General features: G+C 35.9%; 16 protein-coding genes. 10 read left to right on the top strand and 6 right to left on the bottom strand.

The genetic code is table 11. The annotated features are described in order from the left end of the window. Positions 1 to 5: 5 nt before the first annotated feature. From AB1444_11955 to AB1444_11935, 5 genes are all read left to right on the top strand, one after another. Positions 6 to 818 (top strand): HAD-IIA family hydrolase, encoded by an 813-nt coding sequence (locus AB1444_11955; protein ID MEW6527364.1) that lies wholly within the window; start codon positions 6 to 8, stop codon positions 816 to 818. A 332-nt stretch (positions 819 to 1,150) separates the two neighbouring features. Beyond that, positions 1,151 to 2,263, top strand: a complete 1,113-nt coding sequence (locus AB1444_11950; protein MEW6527363.1) for a CoA-transferase — start codon at positions 1,151 to 1,153, stop codon at positions 2,261 to 2,263. A gap of 40 nt (positions 2,264 to 2,303) precedes the next feature. Then, a complete protein-coding gene (locus AB1444_11945; protein MEW6527362.1) occupies positions 2,304 to 3,098 on the top strand; it encodes a CoA-transferase in 795 nt (264 codons plus the stop codon). A gap of 398 nt (positions 3,099 to 3,496) precedes the next feature. Continuing rightward, on the top strand, positions 3,497 to 3,712 hold the full coding sequence (locus AB1444_11940) for a hypothetical protein (protein ID MEW6527361.1): 216 nt from the start codon (positions 3,497 to 3,499) through the stop codon (positions 3,710 to 3,712). Positions 3,713 to 3,852: 140 nt separating this feature from the next. After that, entirely contained in the window at positions 3,853 to 4,476 is a 624-nt protein-coding gene (locus AB1444_11935; GenBank protein ID MEW6527360.1) for a bile acid:sodium symporter, read from the top strand. Between the two features lie 173 nt (positions 4,477 to 4,649). Here AB1444_11935 and AB1444_11930 read toward each other — a convergent pair whose 3' ends face one another. Next, positions 4,650 to 6,098 carry a hypothetical protein gene (locus AB1444_11930; protein MEW6527359.1) on the bottom strand — a complete coding sequence of 483 codons (1,449 nt, stop codon included), beginning with the start codon at positions 6,096 to 6,098 and terminating at the stop codon, positions 4,650 to 4,652. Between the two features lie 353 nt (positions 6,099 to 6,451). On the opposite strand from AB1444_11930, the gene fusA reads away from it, so the two are divergent. After that, positions 6,452 to 8,530, top strand: coding sequence for an elongation factor G (gene fusA / locus AB1444_11925; GenBank protein MEW6527358.1), 2,079 nt, complete (start codon positions 6,452 to 6,454; stop codon positions 8,528 to 8,530). Between the two features lie 31 nt (positions 8,531 to 8,561). Here the strand turns inward: fusA and AB1444_11920 are convergent, their stop codons facing one another. Together AB1444_11920 and AB1444_11915 are read right to left on the bottom strand one after the other, a co-directional pair. Next, on the bottom strand, positions 8,562 to 9,566 hold the full coding sequence (locus AB1444_11920) for an NUDIX hydrolase (GenBank protein ID MEW6527357.1): 1,005 nt from the start codon (positions 9,564 to 9,566) through the stop codon (positions 8,562 to 8,564). Further along, positions 9,563 to 10,438 carry a class I SAM-dependent methyltransferase gene (locus AB1444_11915; protein MEW6527356.1) on the bottom strand — a complete coding sequence of 292 codons (876 nt, stop codon included), beginning with the start codon at positions 10,436 to 10,438 and terminating at the stop codon, positions 9,563 to 9,565. The genes AB1444_11920 and AB1444_11915 overlap by 4 nt, the downstream gene beginning before the upstream one ends. A gap of 1,000 nt (positions 10,439 to 11,438) precedes the next feature. Between AB1444_11915 and AB1444_11910 the strand changes: the two genes are divergently transcribed. Continuing rightward, positions 11,439 to 12,839, top strand: a complete 1,401-nt coding sequence (locus AB1444_11910) for a DUF362 domain-containing protein (protein MEW6527355.1) — start codon at positions 11,439 to 11,441, stop codon at positions 12,837 to 12,839. Positions 12,840 to 12,849: 10 nt separating this feature from the next. Next, a complete protein-coding gene (locus tag AB1444_11905) occupies positions 12,850 to 13,764 on the top strand; it encodes an alpha/beta hydrolase (protein MEW6527354.1) in 915 nt (304 codons plus the stop codon). A gap of 304 nt (positions 13,765 to 14,068) precedes the next feature. Here the strand turns inward: AB1444_11905 and feoB are convergent, their stop codons facing one another. Both feoB and AB1444_11895 read right to left on the bottom strand, forming a co-directional pair. Beyond that, positions 14,069 to 16,246 (bottom strand): ferrous iron transport protein B, encoded by a 2,178-nt coding sequence (gene feoB / locus AB1444_11900; protein MEW6527353.1) that lies wholly within the window; start codon positions 16,244 to 16,246, stop codon positions 14,069 to 14,071. Then, on the bottom strand, positions 16,239 to 16,973 hold the full coding sequence (locus AB1444_11895; protein MEW6527352.1) for a metal-dependent transcriptional regulator: 735 nt from the start codon (positions 16,971 to 16,973) through the stop codon (positions 16,239 to 16,241). Before AB1444_11895 ends, feoB begins: the two co-directional genes overlap by 8 nt. A gap of 422 nt (positions 16,974 to 17,395) precedes the next feature. Between AB1444_11895 and bamE the strand changes: the two genes are divergently transcribed. Further along, positions 17,396 to 17,854, top strand: coding sequence for an outer membrane protein assembly factor BamE (bamE, locus tag AB1444_11890; protein ID MEW6527351.1), 459 nt, complete (start codon positions 17,396 to 17,398; stop codon positions 17,852 to 17,854). Between the two features lie 30 nt (positions 17,855 to 17,884). Beyond that, positions 17,885 to 19,558, top strand: coding sequence for an ATP-binding protein (locus AB1444_11885; protein ID MEW6527350.1), 1,674 nt, complete (start codon positions 17,885 to 17,887; stop codon positions 19,556 to 19,558). Positions 19,559 to 19,861: 303 nt separating this feature from the next. Here the strand turns inward: AB1444_11885 and AB1444_11880 are convergent. Continuing rightward, the coding region (locus AB1444_11880; protein ID MEW6527349.1) for a hypothetical protein at positions 19,862 to 20,283 on the bottom strand (422 nt) is incomplete at its 5' end.

The following is a 20,283-nucleotide window of genomic DNA, read 5'->3' as shown; positions in this document are numbered from 1 at the left end:
AGGGTATGAAAGTTGACAGGGGATATCAAAAATCGTTTTTAATTGATATCGATGGTGTAATTGTAAGAGGAAGCTCACTTATTACTGGTGCAAAGGATTTTATTGATAAGCTCAAGAAAGGTAGTTACCCCTTTTTATTTTTAACAAATAATTCATATTATACACCTAAAGAGCTTTCAGAAAGGTTTTTTGCTTTGGGACTGGATGTTGATGAGGACAGATTTTACACGTCAGCTATGGCAACTGCAAGTTTTCTTGTGTATCAGAAGCCTGGTTGTTCTGCATACGTCATTGGAGGAAAAGGGTTGATTCAGGAACTGGAAAAGAATGGTATTGTTATTACGTATAAAAACCCTGATTACGTAATCATTGGCGAAACTGAAGAATATGACTATGCCCGTATTATAGAAGCCACGTACCTTATACAGGAAGGAGCACGGTTTATTGCTACTAACCCTGATTTAACCGGCCCAACACAACGTGGTCCGGTACCTGCCTGTGGTGCGCTGGTAGCACCAATTGAAAGAGTTACTGGTGTAAGGCCTTATTTTTTAGGGAAACCCAATCCTGCAATGATGTATTGGGCACGTAAAAAGCTGAATGTTCACTCGGCAAATTGTTTTATGATTGGAGATAGGATGGATACTGATATTTTAGGAGGCTCTGAAGCTGGAATGACATGTATTCTTGTTCTTTCTGGTGTAACAACATTGGCAATGGTTGATAGATTCCCTTATCAACCAGATTATATATTTGAACATGTTGGCGAAATTGACCCCGATGCAATACTATCCCGTCGTGAAAGAGTCAAAGAGTAGAAATATAAACATGTATATAAAATATAATGTGTACATTGTATATAAATAACGCAATATATCATATTATAGACTAAGATAAAACAACACATTCTTATAATGTTATACAAATTTTTATGACATACATATTACAATTATATGCTAATATTTTATACACAAAAATATTGACAAATTTATATATAAAATAATAAGTACAAATTAATATATTATAAATTATATTTAATACCAAACAGTTGGTAATTGAATATAATTTTTGTAATATATAAAATTGTATGTTATAATTATTAATGTTTTTAAAGCTTTTTTGAAATAATTAATAACGCAGGAGGATGTAAATGGGAAAATTCAGCTTTAATGAAGAAGCACTTAAAAATCTCAAAATCACTGATACCTCAATTCTTGAGAGGTTGGTAGATTTTGAGGATGCGCGAAGGTTCCATTTGAATAAGGACAGATCGCGCAAAGATAAAAGAATGTCTTTAAAGGAAGCTGTTGCTGAATACGTCCATGATGGTGATATCATGACTGATGGCGGCTTTTGTTATGTTCGCACTTCTATTCAATCATATTTTGAAGTTATACGACAACAGAAGAAGAACCTGCAGTTTTGTAGTTCACCAAATACCAATCACTCATACATGATTAATGCAGGCTGTTGCCGTTATTCGCACAATTCTTATCTGGGTGCTGAAATGCGAGGTATTGACCGCAACTATGCCCGTCAACTCAAAGCTGGCAAAGTAACTATACTTTCTGAGTGGAGTCATGGAACAATGGCGCAGGGATTTAAAGCAGCACAATTGGGTTTGCCAGGGGTATTCTCCAAGCAACTTTTAGGTTCTGATATGCTGAAATATAATCCGTATGTTAAGGTTATGCAGAATCCAATAAGAAGTGATTCTGATCCCGTGGTATTTATTCCAGCAATATATCCTGATGTATCCATTATTCATGTTCATGCTGCTGATAAAAAAGGAAATGCGCGTTTCTTTGGGCCAGCAATAAATGACATAGCAATGGCTGCAGCAACCCGTAAACTAATTATTACCGCAGAAGAGATAGTTCCTGAAAGTGATATACGATACAACAACAAGGGTGTATATATTCCAGCAATGTATGTAGATGCAGTGGTTGAGTTGCCTTTTGGTGCAGTGCCCGGTCAAATGCCTGGCTGCTATTACTGGTCACGTCAGTGGTGGGAAATGGCTTTCAGGTATGCAATGAAGTCAGATGAAAACTTCCAGCACTTCCTTGAATACTGGGTTTATGGTGTAAAGGATCAGTATGAATTTATAGAAAAGTTGGGTGGTGCAAAATGGATTGCTGAATCACGCCGATTAACCAAAGCTGAAGAGTATGATAATGAAGACATCGGTGTTGATTTTGATTATGAAGAATACACCAGTGGTGAATGGCCTGAAGATATGAGCAAAATGAGATTCTATTAAAATTTATTTTTTAAAATTATTGAAAAATTAAGGAGGACTTATGGGAAATAGATCTGATAAACCAATGAATCCATTAGAAATGCTTGCATATATTTTATCAAAGCAGATAAAAGATCATGAAGTAGTTTATATTGGGACAGGGTTGCCAATGATTGCCGGCATACTGGCACGCAAGACCCATGCACCAAATATTGTACTGGTGTATGAATCAGGTGCACAGGACCCAATGGAAGGAGCACTCCCATGGTCAGTAGGTGGCCCTGCAACATGGCGCAAGTCGCCATTAATCATGGAAATGGCGTATTCATTTGGCCAGTTATACAATGGCTATGTTGATAAAGCCTTTTTGGGATTTGCACAGATTGACATGTATGGCAATGTAAATACCCACATGATTGGTAAAGATTTCTTGAAACCTGATCACCGCTTAACCGGTTCTGGTGGCAATAATGACCTTTCCTCACTGGCTGAAAGTATGATTCTTGTTGGATTGCAGTCACCACAAAAATTTGTTCCTAAAGTTGATTTTATTACTTCACCAGGATTTTTGGATGGTGGGGATAGCAGAAAGAAAGCCGGGTTATTGGGCAACGGACCTGTATGCGTCATATCTCAGGCTGCAGTGTTTGATTTTGAACCTGAAACAAAGCGTATGAGAGTCAAATCACTGCATCCGGGGGTATCATTTGATCTGTGCCAGTTAGCTTGTGGATTTGAACTGCTGAAACCTGAAGGAGAAATTCCTGTAACTGAAGTTCCATCTAAGGAAATACTTGAAATATTACGCAATGAAGTTGATCCACGCGGAGTGTTTACAAGCATTCCAGGCATGTAAATCTTGCTTATATTAAATTTAAACAAAAGAAAACCTCTGCAAGCCACAGCAGAGGTTTTCTTTATATTAAAATTCAACTCAATAAACTATAGCTATTATCATCTAATACCATCCTCAAAGTTTTTTTCAAGATAAAACTGTTGGCGTTTGACAAAAGACGTTTGCTTATAAATTCCTAACATCTTGTCGCAGAGATTTTGATACAATGTTGTATCAAGATAGAAGCAAAGTATAATCCAAATATTTAACAAAGATGGGAAAAAGTAGTAATAATATTAATTGACAAAATATAATGTATATTATATGATTGTAATACAATATAAGTGTAGTTTTGGATTTAATTTGTGTAACATTCTTATAACGCTTCCAATCTGCATTAAAAATAATTTAATAGGGGTTTGGATGAAGTTTTTATCTTATTTTTGTATTATGTTTATTGCTATATCAGCAGTGCTAAAGTTTCTTCCTTAGTTATTGTTCAGGATGTGTTTGCTTATGAAGATGTATATAAAAAACTTTCACGTATAACCAAATCTCAGCAAGATGTGCATCAAATTAAAAAATTGAATCAAGCTGGTAGAAAGATTGATTGGACTAAGGCTAAAGAATTATAATGCCATGGACGTTTAAGAGTTTTAAAGACTGATATAATTAAAGGTAATGATGACGAGACAAAGCTTTTTTTATCAGAAACATAACTGGTGAAATTTATATATTATCAATTCCTGAAAAAAATGAAATACTTAAGCATGATTTGAAAACTGCATACGAAGAACTTGAAAAAATGTTAGAATATAAAATGAATTTCAAATTGCTTAAATCACAACTATCAATAAATGATGAATATTATAATTTTGCTCGTTTTCAAGAAGCGCCTCAACAATTGCCTCTGGATAAAATTTTTAAAACATCAATAGTGTTGATGCTATTTTTTGTTATGTTGGGTATGGGTTTAACACTTACACTCAATGATTTTAAAATTGTATTTACAAAACCAAAAGGGATTATAACTGGTGCAATTTTACAATGGGCTGTTATGCCATTTATTGCAGCAGCTATTGGAAAGGCATTAGGCTTTTTTGAAGCATTCCCCTATATTTATGTTGGTATTGTTTTAATAACTGTTAGCCCAGGCGGAGTTACTTCAAATCTGATGACATATTATGCTAAAGGTGATTTAGCGTTATCAATTTCACTAATTTCGTTTTCAACAGTTTTATCATTATTCTTTACGCCTTTTCTCTTAACACTATTGTGTGCTAATGTTCCAGAAGTAACCATACCTGTGAAACTTATTGTCCAAACTATCATAGTGCTGGTGATTATTCCACTGACTAGAGGTTTTTACCTGTTGAATCTCAACCTCCACTACCAGTAAAGGTTGAAGAAGGAGAATATTAATTGATTCGCAAGTAGGGGTTGAAGTAATAGCCATTCAACCCCTATTGTGATGATATAAAAAAACCACCCTTTAACATAAAGAAAGAGAGTTTATAGAATCATTAAACGGCCGAACACGTTGATGCATACAAGACATATTTAAAATATATTTTATCTCCCTAAAGCCAATTTAATCACCTCATAGGCACCATTATACACACCTATACTTTTAGCTTTTATTATATTATTACAGTACATAGAAAGCAGGTCATCATCATATACTAATAAATCCAGTGCCTGTAATGTGTGTTCAGTAGTTTCACATTCCACTGTACTGTCGCCAACTTCAGCACCACGTATTGCACCCCACATTTCATGACCACCAACCCTTGCAACAAAAAGCTTTGGTATTGGGTAATATGCAAGTTCACTGGGCTTGGTAATAAGGCAGTCAGACACTCGCATTAAAAGATTTGTGGCATACACTGCGGAAAAAATATTTTCATTATATACCACATGAAGTCCAGGAATATCCTTTGTGCTGAGGGAACTTACCAATTTTTCTGTATCAGCCCACTGAGTATATGTCTTACACTGAATTTTTGGGTTCAGTGGTGTATTAATTATCATATCAAAAATGTTTTTATGGTCACCGGTATTTATAATCAATGTAAGTTTTTCATTTTCCAGTAGCGGTATGCAATGCTGAATTATATCCATACACAGCTTTTGTTGTGCACCAGCACCACCAATGCTTAACAAAAATCGTCGCGGTTTTTTTGCTTTCATTCTGTTTAAACGTGCGGCACAGTCTTTTTCAATATTGGCAACCAGTTCATGGTCAATATAATGGCCAGTATAATACAAGCTATCCTTTGGCATAGGGTTTAAGATTTCATTGCCCTTGCCCATATTTTTTAGCGTTCTATACCCATAATAGGCAGATGGAGTCTGCACGGTGTGCAACGCTCCTTCGGAAAGATGCAGTGCCAGAGGCCAGTTGTCGGGTATCATATTGACAACACGTTTCATGCCAGCATGAATGGCAGCCTGAGATGCCCAGGCATGCGTGGCAACAAAAGGCACCGAATGGGGAAGATTTTCATATATATTTGCAAAAAGCTCGGTCATTTTCTGGTCACTTGCATTATAGGGTAGGCGTTTGAACCCAATTGCGGTGAGATGCTCCCAGTATAACTTATTAAACAAATAAAATTGCTGTGAAAGGCGGGAACCCAGTGAATACAGCTTTTCTAAATGCTTTATTATTCGGGCACCGGTAGTATCAAATGACAGCAGATCAAACCAGTATGGTGTTAACCCCATAGAATGTGCTGCTGATGCAACTGCCATAGCTATTCGATAATGCCCATAACCCATGCGGATGGTGCCAATAATGATTGATTTTGATTTTGCAATTTCTGCACCCCTTTCCTGCGAAATGGTATGCAGGTTAAAATATTTTTTTAATACCGGGTTTGGTTGAGCAAAAAGTGGATAAGTATCCTGTGGATTATATCCAAATTGTTTTGCAAAACGTTCTTTCTGCTTGACGGATTTGTTGTACGCATGTTTGGAAATCTGATTGCCAAATATAGATTGAGATTTGTCGCCTGCCATGTATCTCCTCCGTTAAATTAAATTCAGTACTGGATATCATTCCAAAATTCCCTCTTGTTGGGGAAACAAAGCAAAATTATTAGTAACTATCGCCCAAATATTTTTTGGCGATAGTTACTGTTAATAAATTCACCGAAAACAATAAAATATTGCAAGTTTTAATTTAAAAATATAAAAAAATTTTTAAAATTGTTGACAGGATTGCTATCTTTATCACTATGACCGACCATATTTAGTGGTATTCTTCCTCTTAGATTATAAAGAAAGCGTACATCAATTCCACTATAGTAATAAGCGGTCAGCTGAGCATTTTGCTGATAATGAAATTATTGTATTGTAAGGAGTAAAAAACTATGCCACTTAGAAAACTGAGAAACATTGGTATAGCTGCACATATAGATGCAGGCAAAACAACTGTAACCGAGCGTATTTTGTATTTTACCGGAGTAACACGAAAATTGGGTGAGGTTCATGACGGCCAGGCTGTAATGGACTTCATGAAACAGGAGCAGGAACGGGGGATAACCATATCCTCTGCTGCTATATCATGCCAGTGGAAAAACCACAGTATCAATATTATAGATACCCCAGGGCACGTTGATTTCACTGTTGAAGTGGAGCGGTCTTTACGTGTTATTGATGGATTGATTGCTGTATTCTGCGCGGTTGGCGGTGTTGAGCCTCAGAGTGAAACAGTATGGAATCAGGCTGACAGGTACAAAGTACCTCGTATTGCATTTATTAATAAAATGGACCGTGTTGGTGCTGATTTTTATGAAGTTGTTTCGCAGATGGATAAATATTTAGATGCAAACCCGGTGCCATTCCAGATTCCCATTGGTGCTGAAGATAACTTTGAAGGTTGTATTGACCTTGTTGAACAAAAGGCAATAGTGTTTAAAGAAAATGAAAGGCTTGTTGTAGAAATACCTGACGATTACAAAGAAAAGGCAAAAGAAGCTCGCAGACACATTATTGAAAAGTTAGCTGATTTTGATGATGAGATAATGGAACTGTACTTAGCTGAACAGGAAGTTCCTGCCGAACTAATAAAAAAGGCCGGGCGTGAAGCAACATTAAAAATGCTAATAACCCCGGTATTATGTGGTGCTGCATACAAGAATAAGGGTATACAGCTTTTACTGGATGCAGTTGTTGATTATTTGCCTTCACCGGTTGATATTGGTGCTGTTGTGGGTACTGACCTCAATGACCCGGAAAAAACCCATACACGACATCCTTCAGCAAATGAACCATTTGCTGCGTTAGCATTTAAATTAATTAATGATCTATACGTAGGTCAGCAGACATTTATACGCATATATTCAGGCAAACTTGAAAGCGGTATGCAGGTATTTAACTCAACAAAAGGTAAATATGAACGTATAGGCCGAATTATGCGAATCCGTGCCAAAGACAGGGAAGAAATTTCAGAAGCAGGCCCTGGTGATATAGTGGCATTAATTGGGATGAAATATACCAAAACAGGCGATACATTATGTGATCCCAATCATCCGTTGTTGCTTGAATCCATCTTTGTGCCGCCTTCAGTCATTGATTTGCAGATAATGCCTACATCAAAAAAAGAAGAAGAAAAATTGGGTATTGCGCTGCACAAACTTGCATCAGAAGACCCGTCATTCAATGTGCGAGTTGATGAAGAAACAGGCGAAACCATAATTTCAGGTATGGGTGAACTTCACCTGGAAATTATGGTGGACAGGTTAAAAGAAGAGTTTGGCCTGAATGTACAGGTGGGTGAACCGTCTGTAGCATTTAGAGAAACCATAACCACTGAAGCCCAGCAGGAAACCAAATTTGTTAAACAGACAGGTGGTAAGGGGCAGTATGCACATTGTGTTATCCGAATTGAACCAAATCCTGCCAGGGGATTTGAGTTTGTGGATCATATTAAAGGTGGGGCTATACCTAATGAATACATACCTTCAATACAGAAGGGGATACATGCTGCAATGGAAGAAGGTATATTAGCTGGATTCCCTGTTGTGGATGTTAAAGTCGTTCTTCTTGATGGCAGTTTCCATCCGGTTGACTCATCAGATATGGCATTCAGAACCTGTGCATCCATATGTTTTAAAGATGCATTTATGAAAGCAAAACCAATTTTACTTGAACCACAGATGAAGATAGAAGTTAATACTCCTGATGAATATATTGGCGATGTTATTGGCGATTTAAATAAAAGGCGTGGTAAAATTGAGGCTATGCGGCGTTTTAGAAAGGGAGCACAGAAGGTTAATGGTTTTGTGCCACTTATGGAAATGTTTGGGTATGCTACAACATTGCGAAGCCTTTCAAGTGGAAGGGCAAACTATGCCATGGAATTTGATAAGTATGTTCCTCTACCACGTGAAATGCAGGAAAAGGTGCTTGCAAAAATAAAAGAAAAGAAGCGCAAACAATCAGCATAAATAAAAAGGGGCATATAAAAGTGCCCCTTTTTTATATTGAGTGTTCGTATCCTTTCATTATAAAATATGTAATCTTATCATAAAACAGTATTATTCGGTTATTGATTTCCAGTGCTGTGTAGATTTCAAGTGGTGAATGCAGAATATTTTTTTCAATTACCTGCACCCATATTGACTTTCTGCTTATGGCTATTGCACTTAAGATGTCTCGTAACGATACATCTTCTTTTTTTAATTGCATTCCTAAAACGCTGAATTCCCTGAAGTTTTTCCATACTCTGTTACCAGTTAACCATAATTTTATGGTCTGCAATGCTTTCTGGTGTAAGGATAACAGGAGTGCATAATCGCTGGAATCATATTTTGGAATTTCGCTATCCCACTGTGAATTGAATAATTCAATGTCTGATTCTATAAGGCTGGCAATAATAGAAGCAATGAGTTGATACTGTTTGGATTTTTCTTTTGGTATATCGTGATGTGTTGTGATACCAGGCTGAATGACTTTCAATGAATCAATCATTGCCCATGCATCTTTATACATTTCTATGAATTTCTGTAGTGCTTTTTCATTTGATTCCCATGCAAGTGGCGGGTAATTGGTAAGCGGGAAAAACTTTGCATCCAGTGCATCATCACCAGCTTTTATGTTTGGCGATAGTTGTTTTACTTCAAATGTGATAATTGCTAAATCGCCATAAAAGTAATTTGCAACAGTATCCACATCTATGATGCGTACTATTTCACCTGTTACACCTGCTTCTTCTTTTAATTCACGCAATGCTGCCTGTTCAATTGATTCTCCTGTTTCAGCAAATCCAATGGGAAGACACCACATATTTTTGTATGGATCATGCTTCCGCTGAACCAGCAATACTTCGCGATTATCGTTTATGACAATACATGATGCAACAGGAAGTGGATTTTCATAGAATGTAGTATTGCAGTTGTCGCAATGGTCGCGGTATTTTTCATCAATAAATTTCACCGTTATGGGTGCGCCACAATAACTGCAAAAAATACGCTTTTTCTTCATGATGCTGCATCCTTATTCTTGAGCTTGCGGGCAATGAATATGGCATCGTCTTTATTAACTACAAACTGATTATATGAAGTTGCGTACCATCGCAGACGATTATAGAAGTCATCTATGAGAGCATTATATTCATCTGCTTGCAGTGAAGCAATATCTTTAAAAAAGAGATACTGTTTTTTCTGAATGTACCGTATACAGTGGTCAATATCGTGTGGTTTAAAAATGAGATTATTTGGATATCGAATATAGGTGATATAATCAAAGTACAGTTGCAATTTTCCAAATCCATTTTCAGCTGAGAATGCTTGAAATAGTTTGATTATATGTAAAGAACTATCGCCCATTTGTAAAATATGCTGGATACTTTCCATAAATAGCGTTGTGATTTGTTCAAGTGTATGTTCGCTGTGTGTAAGAGCAATAAAAATGCCATTATTTTTCAATATTCGGGCGATATGTTCAATAAGGTGGGGGAAGAAATACAGTGAGTAGCTTGCAATAACACAATCATAGGATTCATCAGGGAATGATGTTATGATGTTTGCGGTGTCTTCAATAAATGTTGCCATATAGCCACTTTGTGCACAGGTTGAAAGAAACATCTTTTTGTTTTCACCACCAATGACATCAATGCCAGTTACATGTGCCTGGGGTGAAATTCTGTTGCTCAGCGCTTCTGTAAAAAAGCCATACCCGCATCCTAAATCAAGAATATTTTTGCAGTGTTTCAGGTTACACTCATCCAGCGTGAGCATACGAATATCATTTTTGTTTTCAGAAAAACGCCGTATTATTTGCCTGGTTGAAATATGGTCTTCAAGGTTTTCATACGTTTTGTATATTTCTTCTAATGTATAAATGTTTACATGCATGGCGTTATCACACATTTGTTTGGTTTCACTCATTATGCAGCAAAAAAATTAAACTGTCAATGTATTAATTATTTAAGTATAATAGTTTTATGGCGATAGTTGTTAGGATTTTTCTTCCTGACTTTATTCCTGTCACTGCGAGCGAAGCAAAGCATTCTAAGGTAGATAACATTAGATTGCTTCATCTTTTAAGGCGTTATTGTGACACCTTGCAATGACATGATTCGATGTACTGCGGTCACCTTGATACACATGCTTTGTGTGCACTCGGCGACCGATATTCACAATACGGTCGTCAAGTGTTCCAAGCAAACCCAGAAATGTATCGAGACGACTCTGTTATGGCTTGTCATGAAAATTTGTAAAACGGCGAGATTGCTTCTCTCTGAATACATCGGATCTAAAAATCACAGAATTGGTGAAGAAATTGGACTTGGGATAACAGAGCAGCACATGTATAAGTAATACTATCAGGATTTTAGCTCTTTATAATTTTTTTAGATACTGGTTTAATAAATGGACTTTTGTAAAGGATACTTTTTGATAAATCTATTTTTAAAAATAAGGGAAATTCTAAAAAATGTTTTTTTTGGATGTTCCCTTGTGGGCACAATCTAAAGGATCAAACCGCTTTCTTTTTATTGCATCTGTAATGATGAAAGTGGTTTTTAGAAGTGCCCAATAAAAATTCTTTTTAGTTATCATCTTTTTCTTATAAACATTATTTTATTTTCAAGTAATATTAATTTATACATTGACGTTTGAGCAACAAATAATTAAAATGAAATAATCATAAAACATGAAAATCTTTAGAGTAATGTATGTAGAATAATGATTTTGAAACACTAATTATTCCTAAATATGGAAATTTGAATAAAATATTAAAATAGTGTACACCTCGCCGCCGAAGGCGGCGGGGTGTACACTATATTCATTATTAAATTTTTTAAGGGATTATTGCTGATTTTGAAATTAAAATTTATGTATGGAGTCCAAAGCCATGCCAACAGTGTATGTCCGTAAACTAAACGCACCTCATCAAAATGAAAGCTTTACTGTTTACAAGCCGCTGAATCATGATCTACGTCAGGAAATACAGGCTGCAGTAAAAGAGATTTTTGATAAAGCTGGTGGCAAATCACTTCTTAAAAGCAGTAAAGATGTGTATATTAAACCAAACGGAATTGATGGTAAACCATATTGTTTCACCAGGCCTGAAGTAATTGATGCAGTTGTGCGCTACTGGTTTGAAGCTGGTGCGCGTAATGTCTTTATAATGGAAAACTCAACGCAGTGTAATTTTACCCGGCTTGTTTTTGAAATAACAGGGTATGCAGATATATGCCGTAAAACAGGTGCCAGGCCTATCTATCTGGATGAAGATAAAACAGTGCTTTTTGAATTTAAGGGGAAATCTTCATCACAGTATAATCATGAGGGCTATGACCTGACTAAATTTGAAATGCCAATAACAGTTGTAGATAAACTTATTCACGGCAAAAATGAAAATCTATATATAAATGTACCAAAACTTAAGACACACTCTATGGCTATCGTAACGTTAGGAGTAAAGAATCAATGGGCTTTCCCCCGGCATAATGACAGAAGATACGATCATAACTATAATCTTCATTATAAACTTGTGGATATCCTTGGTTATGTACAGCCTGATTTGACTCTTATTGAAGGGATCGAAGGTACTATCTACGGTCACTATCCCGTAACCAAATTGGCCGATACCTGTGTTATACCATTCAAAGTGTTAATAGGTGGAGATAATGTTGTGGCTACAGATATTGTTGCGGCCCGTATTTTTGGGCTGGATGTTAAAGATGTGCCGCATCTTCACATAGCATTAAAGAAGGGTTTTGCAAAAGGAGTTAAATCTATTATGGATATCAGGATAGATGGCAGTATTAAAGAATATAAAAAACACTATCCCACTGACCTATATGAAAGCTTTCCCCCTGATGTTGACATTATTATGGGAAAAGAGTTATGCTGCAAGGAAGGGTGTCGCAATAATCCATTAACACTATTACAGGTGTTATATCACGATTATAATGGGAAGGGTGGCTGGAGTCTTATTATTGGCAAAGGTCATGATAAACAATTGATTAAAAACATTCGTAAGCCAGTACTGATTGCAGGACATTGTGCTATTGAAGAAACGTATGACATACTGGCACAACAATTGGGTAAGCGTAATGTATATGTCAGTGGACAATGTAATGACCTGGCTGCTTCGGCTGCTGCTATGTTTAAATTAATGAAGGTAAATCCGTTGCGGTTAGTAAATTTATCACCTTTGAAATCAGTTAAGTTGTTATTTTTAGCAAAACTGCATGGTACAAAAGCAAATGTTCCAAATTTACTATCGCGTTTTATCAAAACAGTTTAGGAGATAGTATATGAAAAAAAGGATTGTATGGCTGATTAGTATAGTCATTGTTATACTTTCAGTTCTTTTTGCTGCTGGGTATTATTTTTCAAGTATGGTTATTACACCTAAAGTGTGGGATTATGAAGAGACATATCGTAATGAATTGAAATTTAAAAGATTTACGGAACACTATTATGCCAATCTCCCCAAAGAGGAATTCTTTATTGATTCGCCTAATGGATATAAACTGCTTGTAATGTACATACCAAAAGGTAGCAACAAAACGATTATATTTATTCATGGTCATACCTATACCTTAATGGGCGATGTCAAGTATCTTGAAATATTCCGTTCGTTGGGGTTTAATGCATTGTTATTTGATAGTAGATTCCATGGTAAAAGTGGTGGTCCCAATACAACATTTGGTAAATATGAAAAATATGATGTAAAGGCGTGTGTTGATTGGGTTAGCAAGAAAACTGGTGAAAATAGCATTATTGGCATACATGGCGAGTCAATGGGATCGGCAATTTGCTTATTATATGCTGCCATTGATGAAAGATGCAGCTTTTTCATTGTTGATGGAGCCATGGCTGATTTAAGTGAACTCCTGGCGTATCGTCTTAAAAAAGATTTTAGTTTGCCAGCATTTCCGTTATTGTATTCAGCAAGCATAATAAGTAGGTTACGGGGTGCAATGTTTTTTTCCGAAATATCACCAGTGACGATAATCAACAATAGTAAATCACCAATATTTTTTATTCATGGAGGTGATGATACTGATATTCCTGTTGAACATGCACAACGTTTGTATAACACGTATACTGGGATAAAAAGGATATGGATTTGTCCGGGAGCAACGCATTCAAAATCAATTGTAGTAAACAGAAAAGAATATGAAAAACAGGTGAAGGATTTTTTAAGAATGATAAAGGTAATTTAGTATGCTGAATTGCTTACAGATATTTAAAGATTTTAATGAGAAAGGAATATTCTATATAGTTGTTGGTGGAATTGAATTAATCCATTCATGAAATAACATGAATGTCATAAGATATTGAATACATAGAGAAATTGGGAGGTCAAAGCTAAAAGAAAATGGAAAATTATACATGTTATATTAATAAAGGTGTGTAAAGAATGCCAGGCAAAATCACTGTATATACAGCTTTAAGGGTTGTATATGTATAATTTTCTTAAGGAAGGATTAAGTCAAAAAAACATTTAAATTCAGATAAGGGCAACGATTAAATGATTAACCGTGCTGCATGATAAACAGCAAAACTCACCAACCATGCTACAAAAACCTGATAGACAATTGAAAAAACTGCCCATCTTGTGCCAATTTCACGGGCAATGGCAATAACTGTTGCAAGGCAGGGAATGTATATCATAACAAATACCATGAAGGCAAGGGCACTTGCTGCTGATATACCATATCGGGGATTTATGAGTTTTTGTGAAAGATTTTGATTGCTTTCATCATCAGTTGCATGATATAAAACGCCCATGGTGCTTACTACTACCTCTTTTGCTACAAAACCAGTAGTAAGAGAAACACCCATCTGCCAGTTAAATCCTAAAGGTTGTAATAAGGGATATATTGCTAAACCTGTTTTACCAATGAAAGTATATTTTATCATTTCCTGTCGCTTTTGAATTTCTAAATCTTCAAGAATGGCAGAATACTTTTGATTCAATTCTTGAATAACCTGTGGATCTGCATGCTGTTTTTGCAATGATGATATGGATGATGTAAATTCCTGTTTATTCATTTGAATGCGGTTGTTAAATTCCTGTTCTATATGATAGGGTTTTGGATATTCACTCAAAACCCATATAATAATTGAAAACGCTAAAATGATTCCCCCCATCTTTCTGAGATAACTGGAAGCCCTATCCCACATGTGAATAAGTATGGTTTTTGCCGTAGGCATACGGTATGGTGGAAGCTCCATAACAAATGGCATGGATTTACCTTTAAGAATTGTATTGTTAAATAGTTTTGCCGAAATGAATGCCAGCAAAATACCTAATGCATATATAAAAAGAATTATGATACCGGCATGTTGGGGGAAAAAGGTCCCAGCAAAAAGAATATACACGGGGAGCCTGGCTGAACAGCTCATAAATGGATTAATAAGCACTGTTAGTATTCGGTCTCTTTTATTTTCTAGCGTTCTTGTTGCCATAATTGCAGGCACATTACATCCAAAACCCATCACCAGCGGAATAAAAGATTTTCCGTGTAATCCCAAGCTGTGCATGATTTTATCCATAAGGAATGCAGAGCGTGCCATGTATCCGGTGTCTTCCATGAAGCTTATACCCAGGAATAAAATTAATATATTTGGCAAAAATACTATAACACTACCAACGCCACCAATAATTCCCTGGACAATAAGATTTTGTAGTTGTCCGCCCGGGATAATACTTGCAAAAAGATTGCTCATCCATTGCACACCTGATTCAATGAGCTGTTTGGGGTATTCACCTAAAATAAATGTGAGATGAAATAAAATGAAGAGTATGACAAAGAGTAATGGGAAGCCAATGTATCTATTTAGTACGATGGAATCTATTTTTTGTGTTATGTCATACCGTTTAACGGGCTTTTTGCGGACTGCTTCTTTCAGGGCTCCGCTTATGAATCCATATCGCATGTCAGATAATACTGTCTCAATATCGTCATTAAAAGTTGCAATAAGCTTATTGCGGATAGATACAGTTGTTTTGATTATCTCATCAGCAACGGGCAAATGGCTGATTTTCTTTTCAGCGTCAATATCACCTTCTATCAGGCTTATAGCTAACCAGCGGGATGGATAATCAACAGGATTTTTTTCAATAATTATCTGTAATGAGTGAACTGCCTGTTCTATGTCATTACCATAGGGGATTACAATTTTACGGTGTGTCGATTGTTTTTCATAACTATCGACAATGGTATCTTTAAGTTGTTCAATGCCAATATTTTTAGTTCCTACCGTAGGGACAACAGGCATTGAAAAAAGCTGGCTTAGCTTTTCTGTATTTATGGTAAGTCCTTTATCATATGCTTCATCAATCATGTTCAGAGCAATAATAACAGGAGCTTCAATCTCAATTAATTGGGTGGTTAGGTATAGGTTGCGTTCTAAATTGCCTGCATCAACTACATTGACAATGAAATCAGGCTTATCGGATAAAATAAAATTACGCGTTATTAGCTCTTCCATGCTTAATGAAGTGAGGCTGTATGCACCAGGTAAATCTACAACCTTGATGGTATATCCCTTATGATGAAAAAAACCTTCCCGGCGCTCAACAGTAACACCAGCCCAGTTTGCAACTTTCTGCCGTGCACCGGTGAGAGCATTGAACAGTGTTGTTTTACCACAATTGGGGTTGCCAACAAGGCCAATGGTTATGCTTTTTTTAGTCATGGTTTTGGTTTCCCAATGGTTTTACAATAATAGAATGTGCTTCTTCAACACGAATAGAAAGTAAAAAATCCTTAATTGAAATTTCAATAGGATCTTTCAATGGTGCATATTTTATAACGTGAATGATTTCGCCTTTTCTGAATCCCATTTCAAGCAAGCGCTTTTTTAAAGGACCACTCCCTAATATCCGTATAATTTCTGCTTTTTCGCCTTCTTTGAGCTCACTTAAGCGCTTTTCTTCCAGTACGCTATCAAGCCTTGTAATCCATTGCTGGCCATCAAGTTGTTCCTGCTTATAAAATTCCACAAAACGCTGCATACGGTTACTGGCGTCATTGCTTAGATGATGCTCTAATTTGCAGGCCTGTTGTTCTGCTTCATGTGTATCCATGCTGAGTATATCTTTAAAAAACTCTGTAAGAAAAGAATGCTTTTCATAGATGGTGTTGGCCACCTCTTTGCCTTTATCAGTAAGTTGCACATGCCCGTATTTTTCATAATCAACAAGTCCTTTTTCCTTAAGCTTTTGCAATGCAGCGGTTACGCTGGGCATCTTTATATTGAGTTTTTTAGCAATATCTTTAACACGGACAACATCATGCTCTTTTAAAAGCATTGAGATGTTTTCCATATAATCTTCCATATTGGGCGAAAGTGGGATATCACCAGAGGTATTGGTGTAATCACTAACATTAAAAGGGTTTCCCTGTCTTCGTCTCATTTTCATGGCAACATCACATTTTATCTATTATAATTATATATATACTACAATACAAATTACTGAACATAATATAATTAGTCAAGACTAATATTATGAAATTTACAAAATAAAATTTGTGCGATAGTTACTGAGTAAGTTAATCAAAATAGTTGTTAAAACAGTGAGTTTGGTTTGATATGACTTTATGAAGGCTCACAATGAGGGTAATTAAACGTCACTGGGAAGATATCCAATAAGGGATTGCTTCGTCGTTACAAGGGGACTCCTTGCAATGACATGATTCCATGTTGAATTGCTCTGACACCTTTAAATTTTTGAACAGTAACTATCGCCAAAAAAATAAAAATTATTACTTGCTTTTAATAATCATATATGGCACAATACTTGAATATGTTGTTTACTATAATAAAATTTTAAGGAGGCTTCATATGAAGCGTGCATTAGGCGTAATGGCCGTTGTGGCGATAGCTTTCATTTTTATTGCTGCAGACAAAACACCATCAGCAGATGAATTAATTGATCAGCTTGGTGCGCGTCACTCAAAGGTTTTTTGTAAGTATGGCGTTCCAATCAAAATGCATATTGACAGGGGCCCAACTAAAGAAGAAGATTACATTATCTTTGATTACCTGCAGTTTGGTTTTGTGTTCCACAGGGAAATGATACGACAGGTACTGTTTTATCCGGAATGGAAAGGTGGAAAGATCAGAAATATAAATATTGGTATGACCAAAGACCAGGTACTCAAAATTATGGGGACACCTGAAGAAGAGGTTCCATTAAATGATGGACGGACTAGGATAACATATTTAGAACCAGATAAGTATTTTGATGTTATCCTATCAACGAGTAACGTTGTAACGATGGTGAGATTTGAAGTTAAATAAGAAATAAATAATAATTAAAAAAGGAAGAGTATGAGTTTTGAAGTGCCTGTTAGCCTGGTTCAGTTTTTATTGCCGCCAATTTGTTTTGGAATACTTCTTGGTGGATTTATTTTATATGTGTATATGTACTGGCGATATAAGAATTCGCTATATTTTGCTGTTGCGTTCTTTGCTTTTTTGGGAATGCTGTTTGTTGGCAGTGAAACAATGATTTTGTCGTTTGGCGGATGGCTGCATAATCGCTCTGTATCTGTTCACTTCCACCGTTTAGAACAGGTTTCAGGGCTTTTCTATCTCTTTGCTCTTCCTTATTCATTAAATAAATTGCTTATTCTGAATAAGCGTTGGCAAAAATTAAATGAGGTGCTGGCATATGTGGGTCTGGCATATGCTGTTATTGTGGCATTATGTGCATATCTATATCCTGATCTTTTTATTTCTCTGACAAAACCAAAAACAACCTGGATGCATTATGAAGCGGATTACGGAAGAGGGCAGGAAGGCATCCTTTATGCACTTAGGGATGGATTGCTGGGAATATATATTGTTTACAGTATAATTGCCGTTATCACTGATATGATTGTTCAACGAAACTATAAATACCTTTTATTCCCTTCATTGGGCTTCTTTTGTGCATTTGCTGGTGCTGCAATTGATACATTGCATGTTCATACGCATGTGTTTTATGATTTTTTCCCCAATGTGTATTTTTCGCGTTTCAGTCTTGGCATTACGCTGGCGATTGTATTTTTCATGTCATCAGTAACCCGCATGTTCATTACGTATGCACAGGAACTGGAGATAGCCCATAAGATTATAAGTATTTCCGAAAAAAAATACCGTTTCCTTGTTGAAGGCACCAATGATTGCATTATTTCGTTTGATGCAAATTTAAATATTACCACAGCCAACCGAACCGCCTATGAACAGCTGGCTATTATAAAAGGCAAAGAATCTTCAACGTCGTTGTATGATCTTTTATATTTGCCTGAAGGTGAAAGCGATCTTTCCTTGCAGATTATAAAAGAAAAAATTAACATGTTGTTTAATGAAGGAAAGCCCATTAATCTAAAAACACAATTAAAATCACGGGGAACCCTTGAACCGCGTGAATATAACATACGTATTGAGCACATTACTATTGATGACCGCAATGAAATATTAATGAAGGCAGCGTCGGTACTTGATGAAAATATGCTGAAATATGTTGAAGCCGAAAAGATGCGCCTTTCAATAGGGAATTATTTAATAGCTGCTGAGGAAATTTGCAACAGGCTGGTCCTTAATTTGCCAAAATATGTTAACAAACAGATAACCAGTGCAATAAAATTAGGATTGCGTGAGATTATTATCAATGCAATTGAACATGGAAATTTAAATATCAGCTTTGAAGAAAAAACCAAAGCCACAGCTGATGGAAATTATCTTGAATTTGTATTAAGCAGGCAAAAAGATCCTAACTATAAAGATAAAAAGGTAACTATTGAATTTTTATTAAACAGTAATAAGGTAATGTATAAAATAGAAGATGAAGGGAATGGCTTTAACTATCGTGAAATAATACAGAAAATTCAGAATACCGTTGATGAAGATATGCTGGCTCATGGTAGGGGACTGCGGATGGCATTCAATATCTTTGATGAGGTCAAATTTAATAAAAAAGGGAATCAGGTATTACTGGTGAAGCATTTTTCAAAGAATTAATTGCTCTATTTTCTTGCATAGTCAATGTGTGATAATGTTTTACTAAGATTATCCGTAAGTGATATTATCATCGACATTTCATTTTTGATCGATGTTTTCAACTAAGTGTTTTTTTTAGAGTTCTATAAAAAATTATTACTATTGTTAAGATGTTTAACCATAACCTTCAAATTAACCACATCTTAACAATGAAATAAAAATATAGCAATAGAGAAAGTACAGCAGCTAATATACTGATATACTTTTAGCAATGTAAAATTATATTCATGTTACTTATTAGGCTAGTTACTTTAGTTTTGACTGCTATTGGGTGGATAGTTTCACCAATTCTGGCGGTGGTCCCCAGTAAAATTGACAACATGGTATCCCATTTTCTAAATAAAACGAAAATGTATAGCCACTAAAGCGATAGTTATCGGTATTTTCTTCACTGTCTAAGGCAGCAAGATAATCATACAGATAATTCTCTACACAATAGGCTATAATCTTAGCCAGTGACATCTTACAGACTTTCCGCACATCCATCACAAACTCATACTCATTCTCATACAAATACAGATGTACGCGTTTCCAGGCTTGATATCGCTTTCTATACTGTAACCGTTTATAGCTTTTCACCGGGATATGTTTATACGAAAGCACATAGTTTATGAAATTTATAATGAAAGTATGAAGCGGTAATTTGTACACAGCGGCATATGATTGAAAAAGTTCTAAGTGTTCAT

It is taken from the genome of Spirochaetota bacterium, assembly GCA_040756435.1.
In the GTDB taxonomy this organism is placed as follows: Bacteria; Spirochaetota; UBA4802; order UBA4802; family UB4802; genus UBA4802.
The sequence above is the reverse complement of the archived record's forward strand: the minus strand, read 5'-3'. Positions and strand labels throughout refer to the sequence as shown.

Coding starts and splice junctions, on each gene's coding strand:
- AB1444_11955 (MEW6527364.1), top strand. CDS start 6: ATGAAAGTTGACAGGGGATATCAAAAATCGTTTTTAATTGATATCGAT.
- AB1444_11950 (MEW6527363.1), top strand. CDS start 1,151: ATGGGAAAATTCAGCTTTAATGAAGAAGCACTTAAAAATCTCAAAATC.
- AB1444_11945 (MEW6527362.1), top strand. CDS start 2,304: ATGGGAAATAGATCTGATAAACCAATGAATCCATTAGAAATGCTTGCA.
- AB1444_11930 (MEW6527359.1), bottom strand. CDS start 6,098: ATGGCAGGCGACAAATCTCAATCTATATTTGGCAATCAGATTTCCAAA.
- fusA (MEW6527358.1), top strand. CDS start 6,452: ATGCCACTTAGAAAACTGAGAAACATTGGTATAGCTGCACATATAGAT.
- AB1444_11920 (MEW6527357.1), bottom strand. CDS start 9,566: ATGAAGAAAAAGCGTATTTTTTGCAGTTATTGTGGCGCACCCATAACG.
- AB1444_11915 (MEW6527356.1), bottom strand. CDS start 10,438: ATGCATGTAAACATTTATACATTAGAAGAAATATACAAAACGTATGAA.
- AB1444_11910 (MEW6527355.1), top strand. CDS start 11,439: ATGCCAACAGTGTATGTCCGTAAACTAAACGCACCTCATCAAAATGAA.
- AB1444_11905 (MEW6527354.1), top strand. CDS start 12,850: ATGAAAAAAAGGATTGTATGGCTGATTAGTATAGTCATTGTTATACTT.
- feoB (MEW6527353.1), bottom strand. CDS start 16,246: ATGACTAAAAAAAGCATAACCATTGGCCTTGTTGGCAACCCCAATTGT.
- AB1444_11895 (MEW6527352.1), bottom strand. CDS start 16,973: ATGAAAATGAGACGAAGACAGGGAAACCCTTTTAATGTTAGTGATTAC.
- bamE (MEW6527351.1), top strand. CDS start 17,396: ATGAAGCGTGCATTAGGCGTAATGGCCGTTGTGGCGATAGCTTTCATT.
- AB1444_11885 (MEW6527350.1), top strand. CDS start 17,885: ATGAGTTTTGAAGTGCCTGTTAGCCTGGTTCAGTTTTTATTGCCGCCA.